The 21,891-nt window shown below is 57.0% G+C and carries 14 protein-coding genes; 5 read left to right on the forward strand and 9 right to left on the reverse strand.

The annotated features are described in order from the left end of the window. Positions 1–5 precede the first annotated feature (5 nt). The 3 genes from EQG79_RS14805 to EQG79_RS14815 form a co-directional block, all read right to left on the reverse strand. Positions 6–3,038 (reverse strand): SusC/RagA family TonB-linked outer membrane protein, encoded by a 3,033-nt coding sequence (locus EQG79_RS14805; protein ID WP_129602217.1) that lies wholly within the window; start codon positions 3,036–3,038, stop codon positions 6–8. Positions 3,039–3,392: 354 nt separating this feature from the next. Continuing rightward, positions 3,393–5,051, reverse strand: coding sequence for an alpha-L-fucosidase (locus tag EQG79_RS14810; RefSeq protein ID WP_129602219.1), 1,659 nt, complete (start codon positions 5,049–5,051; stop codon positions 3,393–3,395). Positions 5,052–5,095: 44 nt separating this feature from the next. Further along, a complete protein-coding gene (locus tag EQG79_RS14815; protein WP_129602221.1) occupies positions 5,096–6,112 on the reverse strand; it encodes a zinc-binding alcohol dehydrogenase family protein in 1,017 nt (338 codons plus the stop codon). 133 nt (positions 6,113–6,245) lie between these two features. Here EQG79_RS14815 and EQG79_RS14820 point away from each other — a divergent pair, with 133 nt between their 5' ends. After that, positions 6,246–7,118: an AraC family transcriptional regulator gene (locus EQG79_RS14820; RefSeq protein ID WP_129602223.1), complete on the forward strand. Its 873-nt coding sequence runs from the start codon at positions 6,246–6,248 to the stop codon at positions 7,116–7,118. Between the two features lie 51 nt (positions 7,119–7,169). On the opposite strand, the gene EQG79_RS14825 is transcribed toward EQG79_RS14820, so the two are convergent. Both EQG79_RS14825 and EQG79_RS14830 read right to left on the reverse strand, forming a co-directional pair. Beyond that, positions 7,170–9,134: a response regulator gene (locus EQG79_RS14825; protein WP_129602225.1), complete on the reverse strand. Its 1,965-nt coding sequence runs from the start codon at positions 9,132–9,134 to the stop codon at positions 7,170–7,172. A gap of 220 nt (positions 9,135–9,354) precedes the next feature. Beyond that, complete coding sequence (locus EQG79_RS14830) at positions 9,355–9,753, reverse strand: T9SS type A sorting domain-containing protein (RefSeq protein WP_129602227.1); 399 nt, start codon at positions 9,751–9,753, stop codon at positions 9,355–9,357. 250 nt (positions 9,754–10,003) lie between these two features. Here EQG79_RS14830 and solA point away from each other — a divergent pair, with 250 nt between their 5' ends. Continuing rightward, on the forward strand, positions 10,004–11,167 hold the full coding sequence (gene solA, locus EQG79_RS14835; RefSeq protein WP_129602229.1) for an N-methyl-L-tryptophan oxidase: 1,164 nt from the start codon (positions 10,004–10,006) through the stop codon (positions 11,165–11,167). 83 nt (positions 11,168–11,250) lie between these two features. On the opposite strand, the gene deoC is transcribed toward solA, so the two are convergent. The 3 genes from deoC to EQG79_RS14850 all read right to left on the reverse strand — a co-directional run bounded on the left by deoC (position 11,251) and on the right by EQG79_RS14850 (position 13,236). Further along, on the reverse strand, positions 11,251–12,024 hold the full coding sequence (deoC, locus tag EQG79_RS14840; protein ID WP_129602232.1) for a deoxyribose-phosphate aldolase: 774 nt from the start codon (positions 12,022–12,024) through the stop codon (positions 11,251–11,253). A gap of 29 nt (positions 12,025–12,053) precedes the next feature. Then, on the reverse strand, positions 12,054–12,767 hold the full coding sequence (locus tag EQG79_RS14845) for a GntR family transcriptional regulator (RefSeq protein ID WP_129602234.1): 714 nt from the start codon (positions 12,765–12,767) through the stop codon (positions 12,054–12,056). A 79-nt stretch (positions 12,768–12,846) separates the two neighbouring features. After that, positions 12,847–13,236, reverse strand: coding sequence for a hypothetical protein (locus EQG79_RS14850; protein WP_129602235.1), 390 nt, complete (start codon positions 13,234–13,236; stop codon positions 12,847–12,849). Positions 13,237–13,456: 220 nt separating this feature from the next. On the opposite strand from EQG79_RS14850, the gene EQG79_RS14855 reads away from it, so the two are divergent. After that, positions 13,457–14,989, forward strand: coding sequence for a helix-turn-helix domain-containing protein (locus tag EQG79_RS14855; RefSeq protein WP_129602293.1), 1,533 nt, complete (start codon positions 13,457–13,459; stop codon positions 14,987–14,989). Between the two features lie 117 nt (positions 14,990–15,106). Here EQG79_RS14855 and EQG79_RS14860 read toward each other — a convergent pair whose 3' ends face one another. Beyond that, a complete protein-coding gene (locus EQG79_RS14860; RefSeq protein WP_077919797.1) occupies positions 15,107–17,389 on the reverse strand; it encodes an aconitate hydratase in 2,283 nt (760 codons plus the stop codon). A 499-nt stretch (positions 17,390–17,888) separates the two neighbouring features. Between EQG79_RS14860 and EQG79_RS31545 the strand changes: the two genes are divergently transcribed. Together EQG79_RS31545 and topA are read left to right on the forward strand one after the other, a co-directional pair. Further along, the gene (locus tag EQG79_RS31545; RefSeq protein WP_129602236.1) at positions 17,889–18,704 is read left to right on the forward strand and encodes a CHRD domain-containing protein; all 816 of its coding nucleotides are present in this window, start codon (positions 17,889–17,891) and stop codon (positions 18,702–18,704) included. A 416-nt stretch (positions 18,705–19,120) separates the two neighbouring features. Then, positions 19,121–21,790 (forward strand): type I DNA topoisomerase, encoded by a 2,670-nt coding sequence (topA, locus tag EQG79_RS14870; RefSeq protein WP_129602238.1) that lies wholly within the window; start codon positions 19,121–19,123, stop codon positions 21,788–21,790. Positions 21,791–21,891: the final 101 nt, after the last annotated feature.

Here is a 21,891-nt window from a genome sequence, read left to right on the forward strand (position 1 = left end):
ACCCGTTAAAAATCGATGTTGATACCGCCCAGGATGGTACGGGGCTGCGGATAGGTCATCAGGTCGGTGAAGTTATTATCGATACCCGCCCCCACTTCCGGGTCGAACCAGGGATAAGGCGTAAGTGTCAGTAGGTTCTGGCAGCTGGCGTACACCCGCAGCCGACCCAGTCCCAGCGTCCCTTTCGGCAGGGTATATCCCAGCTGCAGGTTACGTATCCGCATGTAACTGGCGTCATATACCCAGAAACTAGACGTACGCCGGTTGTTGCTGGGGTCGCCCCAAACCAGCCGGGGCACGCGGTTACTGGTTCCCGGTCCGGTCCAGCGGCTCAGGTAATCGGCGGTTGTGTTGTCGAAGTTGTCCATGAGCCGTCGACCACCGGTTCCGTCGAGGTAGAGTTCACGCCCCTGGATGCCCTGCACAAAAATGCTCAGGTCGAACCCTTTGTAGCTGGCATTGGCCGTCAGACCGTACGACAGGCGCGGAATGGTATTACCGATATAGTCACGGTCAAGGTCATTGATGATGCCATCACCGTTTATATCTTTCCATTTGATGTCGCCGGGCTGGGCATTCTGCTGCCGGGCGTGACCGTCAATCTCGGCCTGATTCTGGAAAATACCCTCCTGCACATAGCCGAATATGGAGTTGATCGGCTGCCCCTCGGCGGTTTTGAACACGCCCGAGATAATGGGCAGACCCGCCAGCGAGATCACCCGGTTCTTAATGGTTCCCATATTGGCGCTCACGTCCCAGCGAAACGGACCTGCGTTTTGCCGGTAGGTGACGGCCAGCTCGAAGCCCGAGTTACGCACGGCCCCCACGTTCTGGTACGGCGCGGTGGTAACCCCCGTAGTCCCCGGAATAGGCACCTGCACCAGCATGTCGCGGGTATCCTTAATGAAGTAGTCGGCCGTTACCGACACCCGGTTGTTGAGCAGGGCCAGGTCAATACCAATATCCTGCATCGTAGTAGTTTCCCACCGGATATCCGGGTTTCCCAGTGCCGTGGGAGCTACCCCCGGCGCCACCGTCTGGCCGCTGCCGAGCACGTAGTTCTGACCCAGGTTCAGACCCGTCGTGAACGAGTACAGCCCGATCTCCTGGTTACCGAGCTGGCCCCAGCTGGCCCGCAGCTTCAGGTCGTTGATCAGCCGCACATTTTCCATAAACGGCTCACCCGAAATACGCCAGCCGGCCGCGAAAGACGGGAACACCCCATACCGATTACCCGCCCCAAAGCGCGACGACCCATCGACCCGGAGGTTGGCTGAGAGCAGGTACTTCTCGTCATAGTTGTAATTAACCCGGCTCAGAAACGACCGAATCGACCATTCGGATGCGCTTCCCCGGGCCCGGTCGTTCAGCGCACCCGCGTCCAGCACCCGAATGTCATTATTGGGGAAACTCTCGCGGTGGGCCGTGAAATTCTCGAAGCGGTTAGACTGCTGGGTAATACCGGCCAGCGCCGAAATACCATGTTTACCGATTTTCTTATCGTACGAGAGGAGGTTTTCGTTGAGCCACGTCAGGTTGATGACATTGGACCGGTCGAGCGAATTGACCGTATTGGTTCGACCGCCGAACGCGTAGGTAGGTACGAAATTGGTGCCGTTCTCAAAGATGATGTCAGTACCGATGGTAGCCCGAAACTTCAGTTCAGGAGTAAACTGATATTCGCCGTACACATTGCCGAGCAACCGGTAGCGGGCCAGGTCGTTCTGAAACAGGTAGGCGCTCCCGAGCGACGAAAGGTATCCGATCTGTTCGCCGGGCAGGGTAGCATAGCCATAGTTCCCATCGGGCATGTATTTCGGAATCGTGGGCGAGAACCGAATGGCGTTCACGAAGGTCTCGTTCCACTGGCCGCTGGTCTGGTTACCGCGCGTCAGCGACAGGCTGTTGCCGAATCGCAGTTTTTTAAGCACCTGGTGGTCTGAGGTAACGTTCAGCGAGTACCGGTCGTAGCCCACGCCGATGCCGATACCGACCTGATTGAAGTAGCCCAGCGATACGGAATACTGCGATTTCTCGGACCCACCCGATACCGACAGATGGTAGTTCTGAATGGGAGCCGTCTGGAAAATCTCCCCGATTTTATCGTTACCCACTCCCAGCGAATCCGGATTATTCCAGTAGGGAGCCAGACCGGCGTTTCGACGGGCTTCGTTCTGTAACGTCGCAAACTCGCGTGCGTTAGCCATCTTCGGCAACCGCCAGGCTTTCTGGGTGCCGTAATACATGGAAAAGCTAACCCGCCCAACCCCAGCTTTGCCTCGTTTGGTCGTGATCAGCACCACTCCGTTAGCGGCCCGGGCGCCGTAAATAGCCGACGAGGCCGCGTCTTTCAGTACCGTCATCGACTCGATATCATCGGGGTTGATATTGGCAATGCCGCCATCGGTAATAACGCCGTCGATAACGTACAACGCATTGCTGTTACCAGTCGTGCCAACGCCCCGTACGCGAATGATGGCATTGTCGCCAGGTTTGCCGGTGTTCTGGGTAACCTGTACTCCGGCAGCCCGACCCTGCAGCGCCTGGCCCACGTTCGTATTGATGGTATTATCGAAATCACCGGCTGAAATGGCCGACACGGCTCCCGTCAGGTCGGCTTTGCGCTGGGTTCCGTAGCCCACGACGACCACTTCATTGAGTGATTTGCTGTCGGTCCTGAGGGTTACATCGACCGTAGACTGATTGCCGATGGGTATTTCCTGGGACACATAGCCGATAAACGAGAACACCAGCACCGTCCCTGTCTCGTCGGGGATACTCAGCCGAAAGGCGCCATTGGCATCGCTGGAAGTACCGCGGGTAGTGCCTTTGATCTGGATGTTGACCCCCGGCAACGCTTCCCCGTTATCACCGGTTATTTTCCCCGTAACAGGCCGGTCAGCCTGCAAGGTTGATGAGTTTATCCTGACCGAATGGTTAGAAGCGGCATAGACCGACAGACCGTTGCCTGTTCCGAAGAATAGTATACAGGCCGGAAGCGCGGACAATTTCCAGACGCGTAAAACGTGCTGTTTCATAAGTTGATAGGTGAAAAAAGGCCTGAAATAGAAAGCAGTATCCGCCCCTGGGCAGGACAGAACACATGAAAGAAATACACTGATAATCAGAAAGTCCGGCCAGACAAGTCAATTCTAAATAGAACGATACAAAGGAAAAGTATTTCTTAATTTATAGGGTTTATATATTATCTGATTAGTAAGTTATTTTAACCTTTCACAGTATTTAACCCTTGTTAAGTAGGAATAATCTTATAAACCTTACCCATAGCTTCGTCAGTCGCCCACTACAAGCCCTTCAATACCTGAGCAAAACAAAAAGCCAGCAAACAAGACTGTTCGCCGGCTTTCAACCACTTATGATTTACGCCTTACTTACACGATCCGGAGGCAGTGGGCATAGTCGCCGGTTTTACGGGCTGGCAGCGTTACTTCCAGCGCTTCGGCCGTTCGGTTTATAGACAATGGGCCGGTATGTCCCATCAGTTCAACCTGTTTTACGGATTGGTCCCGGGCCGCGGCTGCGTTGGTGCCCAGGTTTTTAATACGCACGACACCACTGGCCGGCCATCCCATCACAATCGCATACAGGGTATTCCCTTTCTGGGTAAACCGAATATCTTCGGGGCCAAACGGTTTTCCTTTTCCTTCGTTAAAGCCCTGGGCACTGAGCGGAGCGGCCGATTCGAGGGCGGGGCCTTCGCCAAATACCCGCCACGGACGGGTCCCGAAAATGCTTTCCTTATTGACAGCCATCCAGCTGGCTATGCCTTCTACCACCGCCGTTTCTTTTTCGTCGATGCTGCCATCGGCGCGGACAGGTACGCTCAGGAGGAGGTTACCGTTTTTGCTGACCACATCGGCCAGGGTATGAATCACCGTCTGGGGCGTCTTGTACCGGTTACCCTCGTAGACGCGCCGGTCGTAGTGCCAGCTCCCGATGCAGGTGTCGGTTTGCCAGACAAAGGGCTCGATCTGGTTCGACTGGCCGCGCTCAATGTCCCAGACCATGCATTTCTGCTGGTCGGGCGTCAGAATTTTGCCATTCACGACGGCTTCCAGCTTACCACCGTGGCGCTTCATGTTGCTGTTGTACAGGTGGGCCGCAATCCGCAGCCCCGCATCGCTGACCGGCCAGAGTGGTAGCGCCGTATCATCGAAATAGACCACCTCGGGTTCGTACTTGTTGATCAGGTCAACGGTGCGGTTGTAGAATTTTTCGATGTACTCGCTCGTCGGTACATTGGCGCCGTTCCCCCACTCCCACTGCCGGTGGATGGTATTGGTTTTTTCACTTCCCTCGCTCAGGGCGTGGTTCTGGGCATACAGTTCCTGCGGGTCGTAGCCTTCCCACCAGGTACCTTTTCCGTCGGCTTTGGTCAGCTTTCCGTCATAGGGTACGCCCGCCAGCGGCCCGTTTTTGTCGGCGCGCTGGGCGGTTTCGTACCAGGTCCAGGCATGGGCAGCGTGTATACTGACCCCAAACCGAAGCCCATGCTGACGCGCAGCCCGGGCCCAGCCCCCGATGATATCTTTCTTGGGCCCCAGCCGGGTCGAGTTCCAGGACTGGTACTTGCTGTCGTAGTTGTCGAAATTGTCGTGGTGATTCGCCATCGCCATGAAATACTGCGCCCCGGCCCGTTTGTAGAGGCTCAGTAACTGATCAGGATTCCAGTTTTCGGCTTTCCACTGATGAATAACGTCCTTAAAACCAGCTTTGGAGGGATGGCCGTATTTCTCGACGTGGAACTTGTAGTCGTTGCTGCCTTCGTCATACATCGATCGGGCGTACCAGTCGCCATGTTCGGGCTGGCATTGGGCGCCCCAGTGGGCCCATATGCCAAACTTCGCATCGCGGTACCAGTCGGGTACGCTATACTGCCGGAGCGACTCCCAGGTGGGCTTGAACTTTCCCGTTGCCATTGGCTCGCCAGGGCCAGACCAGGCAGCGGGGCGTGCCCAGGCGGGCAGCTGTGACAAATACCAGCCGGGTACGAGGCCCCCTATCCCCTTCAGGATGTGTCGTCTGTTCATTAAAATACTGGATTAAGGGTTTACGAATAATCAGTTTGTATTGATCAGGGTAGGCTCACCATGGCTTTAATCACACCCGTGTCGGGATCGAGCCAGCTGCTGAACTGCTCACCAACCTGATCGAACAGAACCCGGTGGGTGATGTAGCTGGAAGCCTCGATATGACCAGCCCGGATGGCGTCGATGACCTGATCGAAATCGGCACGGGTCGCGTTGCGGCTGCTCATGAGGGTGGCTTCCCGTTTGTGAAATTCAGGGTGGCTGAAGCTGATGAGCTGCCGCTGAAGACCGACCAGTACGTAGCGGCCACCGTGGGCCAGATAGCTGAAACTCTGCTCAATGGCGTTCAGATTACCGGTAGCATCAATAATCACCGTCGGCATGTCCCCGCCGGTATAGGCACTGATCGCCTGATGAGCCTCTTCGGTACGGGGGTTAACCGTACGGGTCAGCCCAAGCTGCTGCCGACAGAAACCAAGCCGGCTGTCGTTAACGTCCAGCGCTGTTACCTGCGCGCCGGCCAGTTGCGCAAACGCGATGATGCCCAGGCCGATGGGCCCCGCGCCGACCACCAGCACGTGCTCACCCGCCTGTACGCCCGCCCGCCGAAGCCCGTGCACCCCGATAGCCAGCGGCTCAACCAGCGCCAGTTCGTCGTAGGTCAGGCCGTGGCCATGAAGCAGCGCGTAAGCTGGCACCATCAGGTATTCGGTCATACCGCCGTCTATGTGGACCCCGCAAACCTGCATCCGCTCGCAGCAGTTGGTCTTGCCAACCCGGCAGGCTATGCAGCGGCCGCAGTGAAAGTACGGCATAATGGTAACGGCCTCGCCGGGAACGAAGCCCGTATCGCCGTCGACTTCGACCAGTTCGCCCGCCAGTTCGTGTCCCAGCACGCGCGGATAGCTGAAATACGGCTGCGTACCCTCATAGGCATGCAGGTCGGTGCCGCAGATACCGATTCGGGTGACCCGGATGATCGCATGCCCAGGCTGGAGCGCCGGCAGCGAGTCGGTTCGGTAATCCAGTTGACCAGGTGCGGTGCAGGTAAGTGTTTTCATACAGAAGGGCGCTGTGATCCCCAGCGCAAAGGACTACTATTTCTTTTTGCCGATTAATTAGTAAATTACCAACATAGTAAGCTATTTTAACCTGTTTACAACATTAAGACCCGTTTTTACGTGTAATAATGTAATGAAGCCTCAACGTTTACAGGTCGCCACGGCCCCCAACCGATCGTTCAGCGTTCGGCGTGACTACCTGCCCAACATCAACAGCCGCTGGCACTGCCATACTGAAGTGGAGCTGATTCACTTTCACCGGGGAAGCGGCACCCAGTTTGTCGGCGACAACATTCGCCGGTTCCACCCCGGAGATGTGGTGCTGGTTGGTACTAACCTGCCTCACTACTGGCACTACGACCGGGACGACGCGGCCGAAGCCAGCCAGCAACCTTATTCGACCGTTATCCATTTCACCGAAAACTTCTGGGGCGACCGGTTTCTGAGTCTTCCCGAGAACGCGGTGCTGAAAGCCGTACTGGACCGGGCCCGGCGGGGCATCCGGCTCACGGGTGAGGCCGGTCAGCGGGTGGCCGGCCTGATGGAAACGCTGTATAAAGCCGAAGGAACGTACCAGCTGATTGCGCTGATGGAGTGTCTGCTGTCGGCCAGCCAGGCCGACGAAAGCTGCCTGCTGGCGTCGATGGGCTTCCAGCACGAAGCCTCGGAGGTGGAACATGAGCGGATAAACACCATCTACGCTTACACCCTCAACCATTTTCAGGAAAAGATCCGGCTCGACGATGTAGCTTCGCTGGCGGGCCTGGTTCCGAATTCGTTCTGCCGCTATTTCAGGTCCCGAACCGGCAAGCAGTATACGCAGTTCCTGCTGGAGATCCGCATAGGCAATGCCTGCAAGCTCCTCATCAACACGAACATGAGTATCAAGCAGATTTGTTACGAAAGCGGGTTTAATAATTTTACCTGCTTCTATAAAAAGTTTAAGCACATTACCGGCAAGAGCCCCCTCCAGTACCAGCGCTCGTTTGCCACCAGGCCCCTGTAACCGATCAGAACGCTCCGGGCCACCCCGTTGCTGCCGGCCCAGCTCCGCCGGTTAGCCTTTGACGTAGGCGGTTGGCGTCTGCTTGTAAAACTCCCGGAACACTTTCGTGAAATACGACGGGGTTTCAAAACCCACCAGATACGCCGTTTCAGCCGCGCTATGACCCAGCCGGAGCAGATCGATGGCTTTCCGAAGCCGGTATTGCCGAATCAGCTCCACGGGCGAGAGGTGGGTGAGGTTATGTATTTTCAGGTACAGCGCTTTCCGGCTCATGGCCAGTTTATCGGCCAGCCATTCTACACTCAGGGTGGAGTCGTCCAGATGTTCTTCGATGAGCGTGTATACCTTTTTGAGAAACTGATCGCCGACGGTATCCAGTGGCGTGGCGCTATCGGGTTGGGCCAGCTGCTGCCGGTAATGTTCCCGCAGGCGTTGCTGGCTGTTCAGCAGGTTCCGTAGCCGCAGCCGCAGTTCGCCCAGGTGAAACGGTTTGGCCAGGAAATCGTCGGCGCCTAGGCTCAGTCCCCGCAGTCGCTGCTCCTCGCCGACGCTGGCCGTGAGCAACACAACCGCAATATGATCCGTGGCCGGATCGGACTTCAGCCGCTCAATCAGGTCGTAGCCGTCCAGCCGGGGCATCATCAGATCGGTAATCACGATAGCTGGCAGTTCTTCTTTGGCCAGAACCCAGCCATCGTAGCCGTTAGCCGCCGACCGTACGCGGTAGCTCGTAGCCAGTTCGGTCGTCATGAATTCGCGCAGTTCGGCATTGTCTTCAACGACCAGGACCAGCGGGGTCGACTCAGCACCGCTGGTGGCCGGTTTTTTAGCTGCGCTGCCGGGTAGCGCCGGCAGGTCGATCACCAGGTCGGGGACTATGGCCGCCGGAGTTGCCTGCGCTTCGCTTGTGCGCTGAACGGGTAGATCCAGCACGAACACCGTACCCGACTCGCCGTTAGGCCCATCAATCTGGCTATCGACCTCAATGACCCCGCCCAGCCGCAGGGTCAGTTCGCGTACCAGCGCCAGGCTGATCCCGGTACTGTCGTTGGACCGGATGCGCAGATTATCGCCCTGATAAAAACGATCGAAGATATGGGGCAGCTTATGTGCCGTGATGCCGATGCCGGTATCGCGAACCGTCAGGCGAACGCCCGTGGTTATTTGCCGGAGCGAAACGGTTATCGAGCCAACGTCGGTGAATCGAATGGCGTTGGTCAGCAGGTTGAACAGGATCGTTTCCCATTTGCCGGCGTCGAACCGGTAGCTCCCCGCGGGCAGGTCGGTCTCGTACACTAGCTGCAGATTTTTTGTCGCCGTCGACGGGCGGAACAGCTCGACGACCTGCCCTACGAATTCGGGCAGATCCCCGATCTGGTCGACCAGCTCTACCTGCCGGGCTTCGAGCTGGTCGATGGCCAGCAGCTGATCAATCAGCCGCAGGCTCTGGCGGGCATTCCGACGCACCGTAAGCAGCTGCTCGCGCAAACCGTCGGGCAGGTCTGCCGTCTCCAGCAGTTTATCGACCGGGGAAACGATCAGCGACAGTGGGGTTCGCAGCTCATGGGTGATGTTGGTAAAGAAGCGCGTCTTCACCTCGTCCATGAGCTTCAGCTCCCGGGCCTCCCGCATCTGCCGAACGTGGTGGGTGGCTTTGACGAGGGTTGCTTCAAGGTCTTCGAAGTCGATGGGTTTGGTAACAAAGTCGAAGGCCCCCCTGTTCATCGCCGTCCGGATGGTATTCATGTTGCCATAGGCGGTGATCATGATCGTACACAGCAGCGGGTTGGTTCGGGTTATGCGATCCAGCAGGGTCAGTCCATCCATGCCGGGCATGTTAATATCCGTCAGCACCAGATCGATATCGGGCTGCTGTTCCAGAATCGACAGAGCCTCCTCCGCATCCTGGCTAAAGACAAATTCGTAGGTTCCTTTTTGAATAGCCTGGCGGAAACGCTGGCGAAACAGAGCCGCCAGATCGGCTTCATCGTCTACCAGAAGTAATTTGGTCTTCATCGATCAGCTAGCAGCACGTAATAAGCTCGTTGGGAAAGGTAAGCCGGTCTTGTGCGTACAGGCCCAACCCGGAGCCAATGTACTACACAAAAATCGATTGACCAGCTATAGCTATACCATCGGACTGGTTTATACACAGACGGCACGATCCCTGACCGTGCCGTCCTGATTGAGGTAGTTAATCGGGTTACTGAGGAAAGGCTACAGACGGATTATCTGTTTAGTTCAGCACAACGCGTCGGGGGCTGGCTACCGGCTGTTTGGTAGCGAGCGTCAGTTCGTGAGTCGTGGTGTCTACGCCGTTGGAAACAACCAGCTGATAGGCACCGTCGGGCAGGTTGCTCACATCCAGCTGCATACGGGTCATCGTCTGATTCTTGCCAACCTGTTGAACAAATAGCTCCTGGCCGGCAGCGGTCATCAGTCGAAGCGTAACGGCGCCACCGGTTTGTTTATCGAGAGCCACTTTAACTTTCCCTTCGGCGGTGATATAGACACCGCTCTGGAAGGTAGCGATGCGGGCGGGGCGACGGCCGGGGTTACCAGCGGCCAGCGAAACAGTCAGGCTGATCAGGATCAGCGAAAAGGCAACGAGCAGGGGTTTGATGAGCGTTTTCATGATTGTATGGAGTTGAATCGGTTTGTCCGTTTTGGATAGATCAAAGGTCGGCCAGACCGGGCGGAGCGCCTGTCACAAATGAGTCAATCCCTGTTACTTTTGAGAATGGATACCAGACGAACCGGTTGGGCGTCCTCCAGCCGCTGATTTTTATGGCTACAGGCCGTCCCAACCAAACCCATACCCCTACTTTTGCCCGGCAGGCTGGCCTGTGCCCCTGCGGCCATGACCCCACCCCTATGTACAGCCTATGATCTTCGATGCTATTGTTGTTGGGCTTGGTGCCATGGGCAGTGCCGCCCTCTACCAGCTCTCGGCCCATACGCCCAGAGTGCTGGGCTTTGACCAGTTTTCGCCCCCGCATACGATGGGGTCGACCCACGGCGATACCCGAATAACGCGGCAGGCCATTGGCGAAGGTGCCCATTTTGTACCGCTGGCGCTGCGCTCCTATGCCATCTGGCGCGACCTCGAGCAACGTACCGGCCATCAGCTGCTGACCAGTACGGGTGGGCTGTTCGTGGGGCAGCCGAACTCAACGGTGGCTATGCATCATAAGCCGGGCTGGCTCGACACTACCATCCGGGCCGCCGAGCAGTTTGGCATTCCCCACCAGGTACTGGATACCGAGTCGCTCCGGAGGCAGTTTCCCCAGTTCCGATACCGACCGGGCGACATTGGGTATTTTGAAGAAGAAGCCGGTTTTCTGCGGCCGGAACGCTGCGTGACTGCCCAGCTGGAACAGGCCCGGCAGCAGGGCGCTACCGTTCGTACGCAGGAGCGTCTGCTCGGGTTTACGGCCACCGATGGCGGCATTCGGGTACAGACGGATCAGGGGGTCTACCACGGCCGGAAGCTAATCCTGACAACCGGTTCCTGGATCACCGAATCGCTGCGCCAGACCCCATATCGCGAGTTGCTGACGGTGAACCGGCAGGTGCTGTACTGGTTCGGCATCGAAGGCGACTATACCCGCTACACACCCGATGCCCTGCCGGTGTTTATCCTGAACGAACGGAATGTATACGGGTTTCCGGCGGTGGGTGGCCCAGAGGGAGGGATCAAGCTGGCTACGGAAACCTACGAGTACGCCACTAGTCCGCACACGGTAGACCGGACCGTCAGCGAGTCGGAAACCCGGCAGATGTACGAGCAGTACGTTGCGCCTAATTTCGTCGGTATCGGACCACAGTGCGTGAAGTCGGTCGTTTGCCTCTACACCATGACGCCCGATGGCGACTTTATCATTGATCAGCACCCCGAGCATCGCGACGTCCTATTGGCTTCGGCCTGCTCGGGACATGGCTTCAAACACTCAGCCGCGGTTGGGCAGGTGCTGGCCGAGCTGGCCCTGGAGGGCCGGACCGGGTTCACTATCAGCCCGTTCCAGCTAAGCCGCTTCGACCGCTCCTGACGACGGTAAAGCAACCGGGCGTAGTCTGACCACCGGAACGAATACTTTGCAAGCAGCCCGGTGGCCAGCCTACGGCCCACTGATCAATAGCCTTTACCTTCGGTTATGGGCGCTACGGGCGTGTCGGCCGCTACAGCACCGAACCGCCGGTACGCTTCCTCCAGAATAGCTGCCGTAGCCGAAGCGCCCAGCCGCGATACGCCCATGTCTTTGACGGTCAGCAGCCCATCGAGCGTTCGTACACCACCGGCCGCCTTAACGCGCACACCGGGGCCAACGTGGTCGAGCATCAGGCGCAGGTCAGGCAGGGTAGCGCCTTCGTAGCTGTACTTGCCATCGCTTCCCTTCACGAAGCCATACCCTGTCGATGTCTTGACAAACGCGACCCCTACCTCGGTACAGATGTCACACAGACGAATCTTGTAGCGATCATCGGGCAGGTAGTCATTTTCGAAAATAACCTTCAGAATAGCGCCATGGTCTGTACAGGCGGTATTAACCGACCGGATTTCGCTGGTCACGTAGTCCCAGTCTTCGGCCAGCACCTTGCCCAGATTGACGACCATATCGATCTCGACGGCGCCGTCGAGGCAGGCCTGAATGGTTTCGGCCACCTTGATGGAAACGGCACTGTTACCGGCCGGGAAACCGATGACCGTACCCACCAGCACGTCAGAGCCGGCCAGCAGCTCACTGGCCAGGGGTACGGCATAGGGCTTGATACAGACCGACGCTACCTCATAACGCAGCGCCAGCTGGCAGCCTTCGCGCAGTTCGGCGTCGGTCAGGGTGGGGTGCAACAGCGAATGATCGATCATCTTGGCGATCTCGCGGATCAAAGTCTGATTAGGCGTCATGATTACGTGGTTTATACAGGGTTTAAGGGTTACAGACCATTGCTGATGGCGTACTTATCGGTATGGCAGTATAACTGGCTATACACGTGCAGTCCCGGCCGGCTGGTCAGATACCGGCGCTCCATATACAGCAAAGGGGTATGCAGCGCACACCCGAACACAGCCGCCTGCCGGGCCGTTGCACCCACGGCATAGAGCCGCTGCTGCATGTCGATGATGGCAAGCTGGTAGCGCTGGTGCAGGGTTCGAAACAGGGAGCCGTCCAGCAGGTCGTTGGTCAGCATATCGTCGAGACCGACGTTGGGCACGAAGGTGTACTCGAGCATGACCGGGTGTTCATCCGCGTACCGGATCCGTTCCAGCGCCAGACAATCGAGAACCCGTTCGGTATCGGTCAGCGGAAAAACGAAGGCCGACGGCCAGTCCTGTAGGGTGATGGGTTTCAGAAAGGTAGTCCGAACCGCATGGTCACCGGCTACCACCTCCGAAAACCCCTGGAACGACAGCAAACCCAGGGTCTGCCGTTCGGACCGAACAATACTCCCCCGCCCGTGCTGTCGTTCAATATAGCCGTCCCGGACCAGTTCGGTAAGCGCCTGCCGGACGGTTGTTCGCGTGGTCTGAAACTGACCCGCCAGCTCGTTCTCCGACGGCAGCAACGACCCCTTGGGGTAAACACCAGCCGTCAGCTGGGTCTTCAGCGACTCGTAGATAAGCAGGTACTGACGCGGGCGGGTAAGCATAGACAAATGTAGGCACCCCAACTTGTCTAGACAAGTACAGGCGAGCTATTTTCTCCCGATCAGGCAGTCATATACTGGCTTAGTACGAATGCGCAACCCGGCCTATCCGCACCGTGCCGGCGAACACGTCGAGCACCAGTTCTTTGTCGAGTGGGTGGCCGTTGGTGTAGTATCCGAATTCCCTGGTTATGGTATCAGCCGTAGCGGCATGCACGTAGGTCATGTGGTAGCTGCCATCCGTTTTGTCGATATTCGCGAACCTAAAAGGAACCGTCAGGGAAGCACCGGCCGGTAGCCGGTAAGCCGCCGTTTGGCCCTGTCCGTCGGCTGTCGAGAACCGGAGCTGATCAAGGGCCGAAGCGGTTTGGTTGGTTACCCGAAAATGAATTTCGTGTTCAGGATGGGTAAACTGGCAGGCGCCGAGCGTCAGCAGGCATACAACCAGCGTCGTTAGGTTTATGAAGGTCATTGTGGCGGGAACAATCAGGTTGTACCGAAGAGTCTGTCGATCCGCACAGGGTTGGAACCGGGGTTGTATTTTTCAACGCCATCCGAACAGCCGCAGCCTTTTCAGAACATGACACCGGTTCCCGTGCACTTTTCGTACTTTTACTGACGTGACCAGCACTGGCCCGTTTGCCAGTAGCCTGCCATCACCTGGTTCTGACCATTTATCGTTCTTCATTCCATTGAACCTACCCGCTGACCATATTCGCCTGTTATTCGGCCTCAAACTCCGCCAGCTCCGCCTTGACCGGGGGCTGTCGGTCAGTGAGCTGGCCCAGCAGGCCGGCCTGTCTGTCTCGTACGTGACCGAGATAGAGAAAGGCCGGAAATACCCGAAAGCCGACAAGATCTCGGCGCTTGCCAATGCCATGCAGGTCGACTATGACACGCTGGTTTCCCTGAAGCTGAGCAAGAAACTGGAACCGATCTCGGACCTGCTGCGGTCAAAATTCCTGACCGAGGTACCGCTCGAACTCTTCGGCATCGACCCGTCTGACCTGCTCGAGCTGCTGGCCGAAGCCCCCGCCAAAGTGAGTGCCATGATCCGTACGTTCATGGACATCGCCCTCACCTACAACATGAGCGTAGAACGGCTGTACCTGACCATGCTGCGCTCGTATCAGGAAATGCACGACAACTTTTTCCCGGATATCGAAGCTGATGCCGAACGGTTCCTCAATCAGTTTGCGCCCTCGGGTCAGGCCGTCGACGAAGCCCTGCTGACCAACCTGCTCAAGACCCAGTACAATATTCATATCGAGTACTTCGACCCGCTCACGCAGCCCGAACTGACGGCCCTGCGGTCTATTTTCAGGCCCGGCCGGGCGGTATCGTCCGCAAATGCCCCGGCCGAAAAGCGAACCCTGCACCTCAACGCGGGCCTTACGCTCGAGCAGCGGTCGTTCATTCTGGCCCGCGAAGTGGGGTTTCAGTTCATGAGCCTCAAAAACCGGCCCTACACCTATTCGTGGGTTGAGGCCGAGTCGTTCGAGCAGATTCTGAATAACTACAAAGCGTCTTATTTTGCCGGCGCCATCCTGATCCGGCGCGACCAGCTGGTGGAGCGGCTGAGCGCGCTGTTTGCCCGCGACACCTGGAGCAATGACGATTTTCTGCAGCTCATCACCGACTTTGGCGCTACGCCCGAGCGGTTCTTCTACCGGCTCAGCAACGTGCTGCCGAGTGCGTTCGGCATCGATCAGCTTTTCTTTTACCGGTTCAACCATACGGCGGGCCAAACGACCTTTCATCTGACCAAAGAGATGCACCTGTCGCGGCAACAGGGGCCCCGCGGCATGGTCGATGAGCACTACTGTCGCCGGTGGATCGCGCTGACCATCCTGCAGGAGCTATCGTTTCTGCAACAGAACAAAGGCTTCGACGGTACGCTCTGCCGGGCGCAGGTATCGGAGTATTTCGACACCCGGCAACAGTACCTGATTGTTTCGGTAGCCCACCCGTTCCAGGCCCGCGTGGGTGGCCAGACCGCCCAGCAGAATATGAGCGTGTCGATGTGTTTCGCGATCAACGATGCCCTGCGGGCCAAGATGAAATTCCTGACGACGACCAACAACGACATCCCCTTTCGGATTGTGAACGAAGCCTGCGAACGCTGCGGGATCTTCGACTGCCGCGAACGGGTGGCCGCCCCGACGATTCTTCAGAAGAAACGTCAGTTTGCCGGCCTGAAAGAAGCCGTTGAAAAATTGAAGTAACCGAATCCAACAGCTACTCATGTCCGGGTGAGATGCAAAAAAACCGGCTGGCAATCCGTAAGGACCGCCAGCCGGTTTTTTTATAGTCAATGACAGACAGCAGGTCCGTCATCGGATTTACGCGTTTTGCTTCATCCGGATGATGTTCAGCGCAGCACCCGCCTTGAACCACTCGATCTGTCCCTGGTTGTAGGTATGATTCGCCTGGAACTCATCGGTGGTACCGTCGGCATGGTGAAGCACAATACCCAGCGGACGACCCGGAGCGAACTCGGTCAGGCCGGTGATATCGATGCTGTCATCTTCCTGAATTTTGTCATAGTCGGCTGGGTTGGCAAACGTCAGCGCCAGCATACCCTGCTTTTTCAGGTTGGTTTCGTGGATACGGGCAAACGACCGCACCAGAATGGCCCGAACGCCCAGGAAGCGGGGTTCCATAGCCGCGTGCTCACGCGATGAGCCTTCGCCATAGTTCTCGTCGCCTACCACGACCGATCCGATGCCAGCCGCTTTATACGCCCGCTGCACCGCCGGTACTTCGCCGTACTCGCCCGTGAGCTGGTTTTTCACGCTGTTGGTCTTCTCATTGTAGAAGTTGACAGCGCCGATCAGCATGTTGTTCGAGATATTGTCGAGGTGCCCGCGGTATTTCAGCCACGGACCGGCCATCGAAATATGGTCGGTAGTACACTTGCCTTTGGCTTTGATGAGCAGCTTGAGACCGGCCAGGTCGGTACCTTCCCAGGCAGCAAACGGAGCCAGCAACTGCAGACGATCCGAGGTGGGCGATACGATTACCTGAACCCCCGATCCGTCTTCGGCAGGAGCCTGATAACCGGCGTCGTCGACGGCATAGCCTTTAACGGGCTGCTCGATACCCTGCGGCTCATCGAGTTTCACCTGCTCCCCATTTTCGTTGGTCAGCGTATCGGTCATCGGGTTGAAGGTCAGGTCACCGGCAATGGCCAGAGCCGTCACGATTTCGGGCGACGCCACGAAGGCGTGGGTGCTGGCGTTGCCATCGTTCCGCTTGGCGAAGTTGCGGTTGAACGACGTGATGATCGAGTTCTTGCGGGTCGGATCGTCCATGTGACGCGCCCACTGGCCGATGCAGGGTCCGCAGGCGTTGGCCAGCACTACGCCCCCCATGTCTTCAAACGTGCCCAGCAGCCCGTCGCGCTCGGCCGTAAACCGCACCAGCTCCGAGCCAGGGGTAACGGTGAACTCCGACCGGACTTTCAGGTTTTTGCTAACCGCCTGAGCCGCTACCGACGCCGACCGGGTCAGGTCTTCGTAGCTCGAGTTGGTGCAGGAACCGATCAGGCCTACCTCCAGTTTTTCGGGCCAGCCGTTTTCTTTCACCGCTTTGGCAAAGTTCGACAGCGGCCAGGCCAGATCGGGCGTGAACGGGCCGTTGATGTGCGGCTCCAGGGTGTTCAGATCAATCTCGATCAGCTGATCGTAGTACGTTGCCGGGTCGGCATAGACCTCGTCGTCGGAACGCAGATGCGCTTTTACGGCTTCAGCCGCATCGGCAATATCGGCGCGGCTGGTAGCCCGCAGGTAGTTGGCCATGGCCTCATCATAGGCAAAAATCGACGTGGTAGCGCCGATCTCAGCACCCATGTTACAGATCGTACCTTTGCCGGTAGCCGACAGACTTTCGGCCCCTTCGCCGAAGTATTCGACGATGCAGCCCGTACCGCCTTTTACGGTCAGGATACCCGCCACCCGCAGGATCACATCCTTGGCTGATGCCCAGCCGCTCAGTTTACCCGTTAGTTTTACGCCAATCAGCTTGGGCATTTTAAGCTCCCAGGCCAGGCCCGCCATCACGTCGCAGGCATCGGCCCCACCAACACCGATCGCAATCATACCCAGACCACCGGCATTGGGCGTGTGCGAATCGGTACCGATCATCATGCCCCCCGGAAATGCATAGTTCTCGATCACCACCTGGTGAATGATGCCGGCGCCCGGCTTCCAGAAACCAATGCCGTATTTATTCGAGATCGACGCCAGGAAGTCATATACTTCTTTGTTTTTGCTTTTCGCAATGTCGAGGTCTTTATCGGCACCTACTTCAGCCTGGATCAGGTGGTCGCAGTGCACCGTCGATGGAACAGCCACCTGCGGCCGACCGGCCTGCATAAACTGCAGCAGGGCCATCTGGGCCGTTGCATCCTGCATAGCTACCCGGTCAGGCGCGAAGTCTACGTATGCTTTACCCCGCTCATATGCCTGCGTGGGTTGGGCCGAGGTACCGGCACCGGCAAAGAGGTGACTGTATAAGATTTTTTCCGACAGGGTCAGTGGGCGGCCCACTACCTGCCGGGCTGCTTCAATGCGCTCGCCCAAACCGGCATACACGCGTTGAATCATGTCGACATCAAAAGCCATGATAATAACGGATTATAAGGTACTGAATAGGGTATCTAGTAAGCTAACCAGCAAATTCAGTAAATGGATTCCAGTTAGCGGGTCAAAATTAGAGGATTCTATTTCGTTTTGGAAATATTCTCACGGCTAGCTTGCCCGAGCCGGCTCAGATTCCCGGCGACAGGGGCTGTTGACTCATCATAACCCGAAGATTCATATCCGGATTTCTCACCCCCAGCCTCGCCGAATGGGCTCCGGCAGCGGCCAACCGTTCCTTTAGGGGGCTGGGGGGGTAGAAAAGGCCCGCCTTTCGAGCCGACTAACCTCAGCCAATAGCTTCCCCAAACAAGCTCTTGTGTGGGCTAACTTTTATGAAGACCCTTTTTTTGTCCGGTAGCCTTAACAGACCGTACCCGGTCGGCACAATCTTACGTATATCTCCTGCTGGCTCTAGTGGTAATTACATAAGTATCAGTAGCTTTGACAAAACTCTACTTATACCCCTTACTCTTTTACCTATATGAACAAACTAGCTACCCTGCTGGCCGTGGCGTTACTCGTCTGTCTGGCCGCCACCTTCTATGCCTGTAACGATCATCAGGCTGCTCCGCCCGACGCCAGAATTGAGCTGGTAGCCACCCTGAGTGGGGCCGCCGAACGGCCAGTCTCGGTAACAACAGCCGCCACTGGCTCGTTCGTTGGCGTGCTTGATCGCTCGACCCGGGTGCTCAGCTATACCGTTACCTACACCGGTTTGCGGCCAACCATGGGCCATTTGCACCGCATCACGCCCAACTCAGCGGTTGGCAACGGACCGGTTGAGATCCCCTTTACTACCCTCGATTCGCCTATTATTGGTACGACAACCCTGGCAACGACCAGCCGAGTCGATAGCCTGATCAACGGATTCTATTACGCCAACCTCCATACGGTAGCCTACCCCGCCGGTGAGATCCGAGGTAACATTCGGCCTAAAGGGATAATTCGGCTAAAAGCCACACTCAACGGAGCGTCGGAAAAACCCACGCCCGTTACGTCATCGGGTACGGGGACCTTTACGGGGCTGGTCGATCCGGTTACCCGGGTGCTCAGCTATACCGTTACCTATTCGGGCCTGACGCCGGTTATGGGGCACCTGCACCGCATTACCCCCTACTCGACCATTGGTAATGGGCCCGTTGAGATTCCTTTCACCAGTTTGAGCTCACCCATCTCCGGCACTACGACCCTGGCAACGCCTGGCCGGGTCGACAGTCTGCTGAACGGATTTTACTATGCCAACCTCCATACCGCAGCCTACCCGGCTGGTGAGATTCGGGGCGACATCAAGCCATAGACGGACTACAGCCCGTCCCAAAAAAGGGTATCCTATAGTATGGGATACCCTTTTTTGGGCCCCTCCGGGTTCAACCAGGCAACCGATCAGGAGCTATTTAGCCCGAATCAGGCATGTATTTTGGTAGTAACTAAAACAAAGTAATTAAACGTTGATTTATACACGCCTTACGACCCAGTAAACGAACGTTGACCAACCGTATGGCGTTATAAAAGGGAGCCATTCTCCGATCTTTTCCCGCCGTACGCATTTTGTGCATTTGCATAAGTCAATTTGTTTGCGCCTATATTTGGCTCGACCTGCATAAGGTCAGCCAGTATGGACGTCGGCCAGATTGACCCGGTCTGGACTGAAATGCTGATGTAATCTACCGCGGGATAAATGTCCCGGAGCCATTATCAACCTGAACACACAACATGTCGAAGAACTTAGTCATTGTGGAGTCGCCAGCGAAGGCCAAGACCATTGAAGGCTACTTAGGCAAAGACTTTACCGTGAAGTCGAGCTTCGGCCACGTCCGTGATCTGCCCAAAGACGGACTGGCCGTCGATGTCGCGAACGGATTCCGGCCCTCGTACGAAATATCGCCCGACAAGAAAAAACTGGTGAGTGAACTGAAATCGCTGGCTAAGTCGGCCGAAGAGGTATGGCTGGCAACGGACGATGACCGCGAGGGCGAAGCTATCTCCTGGCATCTGAAAGAAGCCCTCGGCCTGCGCGACAACACCAAACGCATCGTTTTTCGGGAAATCACCAAAAACGCGATCCTGAACGCCATCCAGTCGCCCCGTACCATCGACGTCGATCTGGTGAATGCTCAGCAGGCCCGGCGTGTGCTGGACCGGCTGGTTGGTTACGAACTTTCGCCCGTTTTATGGCGCAAGATCAAAGGTGGACAGAGTTTATCGGCCGGGCGTGTGCAATCGGTTGCGTTGCGGCTCGTCGTAGAGCGCGAGCGCGAAATCGATGCCCACTCGTCGAAATCGTCGTTTAAAGTTACGGCCCAGTTCATTGTCGACGGCAATAAGGTACTGAACGCTGAGCTGCCGAAGAACTTCCCCACCGCCGGCGATGCCCGGGCATTCCTGGATGCCTGCATTGGCGCTTCATTTACGATCCGGAACCTGGAGACCAAGCCCGCCAAGAAGTCGCCCGCGCCCCCCTTTACGACCTCTACCCTGCAACAGGAAGCGTCGCGTAAACTGGGCTACTCGGTAGACCGAACCATGCGCATCGCGCAGAATCTGTACGAAGCCGGTAAGATTTCCTACATGCGTACCGACTCGACCAGCCTCTCGCAGGAAGCCATCGGCAAAGCGAAAGCCGAAATTGAAAGCGAATTCGGCGACAAGTACGTGCAGACCCGGCAGTTCAAAACCAAAAACGAGTCGGCCCAGGAAGCCCACGAAGCCATTCGGCCCACGAACTTCAACGACCGCAACGCCGGCGCCGACCGCGATCAGAAACGACTCTACGAACTGATCTGGAAACGCGCCATTGCCTCGCAGATGGCCGACGCCCAGCTGGAGCGCACCACCGTGACGATTGCCATTGGTTTTGCCAATGGCCAGTCAGTTTCGGTACAGGCTAACCTGGACGACAGCCCGTTCGATGCGCCCGTTGCCAGCGGCAAATCGAACTCGGCCGGCTTCCCTAAAGAACTGGTTGCGCAGGGTGAGGTCATCAAGTTCGACGGCTTTCTGCGGGTATATATGGAATCGAAAGATGACGAGGATGATGAAGATGCCAAAGGCATGCTCCCGCCCCTCCGCATCGGACAGGACCTGACCCTCGGTCAGATGAAAGCTACCGAGAAGTTTACCCGGCCGCAGCCCCGCTACGCCGAAGCCTCGCTGGTGAAGAAACTCGAAGAAATGGGCATTGGCCGTCCTTCCACCTATGCGCCAACCATATCAACGATTATCAACCGCGGCTATGTTGTCAAGCAGGATAAGCCCGGCCAGGAGCGTAAGTACGTCGAATACACCCTGCAGCAGAATCAGATCAGCGAGACGAGCGGAAAGGAAACGTTCGGTTCCGAAAAAGCCAAGCTCTTCCCGACCAACACGGGCATTGTAGTAAATGATTTTCTGGTCGAGTACTTCCCGGACATTGTCGATTACAAATTCACGGCTACGGTCGAGAAAGAGTTCGATGAAATTGCCGATGGTAAGGTTAACTGGCAAACCATGCTTGGCGACTTCTACGTTGATTTCCACAAGAACATTGAAGATATACAGGGTTCATCGGGCGTGTCGTTCAAAACCGGCGAACGCGTGCTGGGCGCAGATCCGGCTACCGGCAAACCCGTTTCGGCCCGACTGGGCAAATACGGGGCCTACGTGCAGATCGGTGAAGCCAGCGACGAAGAGAAGCCCCGCTATGCCAACCTGCGCGACGGCCAGCTGATCGAAACCATTACCCTCGACGAGGCCATGAACCTCTTCGCCCTTCCCCGTGAGGTTGGTTTCTTCGAAGACCAGGCCATGACCATCGGTATCGGCAAGTTTGGCCCCTACGTTAAGCACGACGGCAAATACGTATCGCTCACCCGCGACGACGACCCTTATACGATCTCAGCCGAACGGGCTATTGAGCTGATTCAGCAGAAACGGGCCGAGTCGGTCAGCGAATCGCTGGGCGAGTTTGAGGGCACACTGGTTACCACGGGCAAAGGCCGGTTTGGTCCGTACGTGAAGCACCTCGACAAATACATTTCCATCCCGCGCAATGAGTCGCTGGCCGAGCTCAGCCTGGAGCGGGCTATCGAGCTCATCCAGCAGAAGCGGCAGGCAGAAGCCAACAAGTACATAAAAGAGTTTGCCGAGCGGCCCGAGATCAAGATTGTAAACGGTCAGTACGGCCCTTATCTGGCCGTGGGCAAACGAAACGTACGCATCCCGAAGGATGTAGACGCGGCCTCGCTGACCCTGGAAGACTGTTTGAAACTGGCCGGCGAGGGCGAAGAGTCCGCCGGTAAACCGACGGCGAAAAAGGCAGGATCAACCGGTAAAACCAAGGCTACAGCCAAAGCGCCGACGGCGAAAAAAACGACGGTCAAGAAGCCATCGGCCAAGTCTAAATAAGCCAACGAAAATGGCTAGCCTCACCCCCCCATCCAGACCATCTGGATGGGGGGTTGCTTTTTCATACGGTCGATCGTGCTTACCTTGCCCGTTCATTCTTG

This window comes from Spirosoma sordidisoli, from assembly GCF_004138325.1.
GTDB classification, from domain to species: domain Bacteria; phylum Bacteroidota; class Bacteroidia; order Cytophagales; family Spirosomataceae; genus Spirosoma; species Spirosoma sordidisoli.

What these genes read in the sequence shown, in the direction of transcription:
- EQG79_RS14830 (WP_129602227.1), bottom strand. Translation starts at nt 9,753, where the DNA reads ATGAAAACGCTCATCAAACCCCTGCTCGTTGCCTTTTCGCTGATCCTG.
- EQG79_RS14815 (WP_129602221.1), bottom strand. Translation starts at nt 6,112, where the DNA reads ATGAAAACACTTACCTGCACCGCACCTGGTCAACTGGATTACCGAACC.
- EQG79_RS14860 (WP_077919797.1), bottom strand. Translation starts at nt 17,389, where the DNA reads ATGGCTTTTGATGTCGACATGATTCAACGCGTGTATGCCGGTTTGGGC.
- EQG79_RS14820 (WP_129602223.1), top strand. Translation starts at nt 6,246, where the DNA reads ATGAAGCCTCAACGTTTACAGGTCGCCACGGCCCCCAACCGATCGTTC.
- EQG79_RS14845 (WP_129602234.1), bottom strand. Translation starts at nt 12,767, where the DNA reads ATGCTTACCCGCCCGCGTCAGTACCTGCTTATCTACGAGTCGCTGAAG.
- solA (WP_129602229.1), top strand. Translation starts at nt 10,004, where the DNA reads ATGATCTTCGATGCTATTGTTGTTGGGCTTGGTGCCATGGGCAGTGCC.
- deoC (WP_129602232.1), bottom strand. Translation starts at nt 12,024, where the DNA reads ATGACGCCTAATCAGACTTTGATCCGCGAGATCGCCAAGATGATCGAT.
- EQG79_RS14810 (WP_129602219.1), bottom strand. Translation starts at nt 5,051, where the DNA reads ATGAACAGACGACACATCCTGAAGGGGATAGGGGGCCTCGTACCCGGC.
- EQG79_RS14825 (WP_129602225.1), bottom strand. Translation starts at nt 9,134, where the DNA reads ATGAAGACCAAATTACTTCTGGTAGACGATGAAGCCGATCTGGCGGCT.
- topA (WP_129602238.1), top strand. Translation starts at nt 19,121, where the DNA reads ATGTCGAAGAACTTAGTCATTGTGGAGTCGCCAGCGAAGGCCAAGACC.
- EQG79_RS31545 (WP_129602236.1), top strand. Translation starts at nt 17,889, where the DNA reads ATGAACAAACTAGCTACCCTGCTGGCCGTGGCGTTACTCGTCTGTCTG.
- EQG79_RS14850 (WP_129602235.1), bottom strand. Translation starts at nt 13,236, where the DNA reads ATGACCTTCATAAACCTAACGACGCTGGTTGTATGCCTGCTGACGCTC.
- EQG79_RS14805 (WP_129602217.1), bottom strand. Translation starts at nt 3,038, where the DNA reads ATGAAACAGCACGTTTTACGCGTCTGGAAATTGTCCGCGCTTCCGGCC.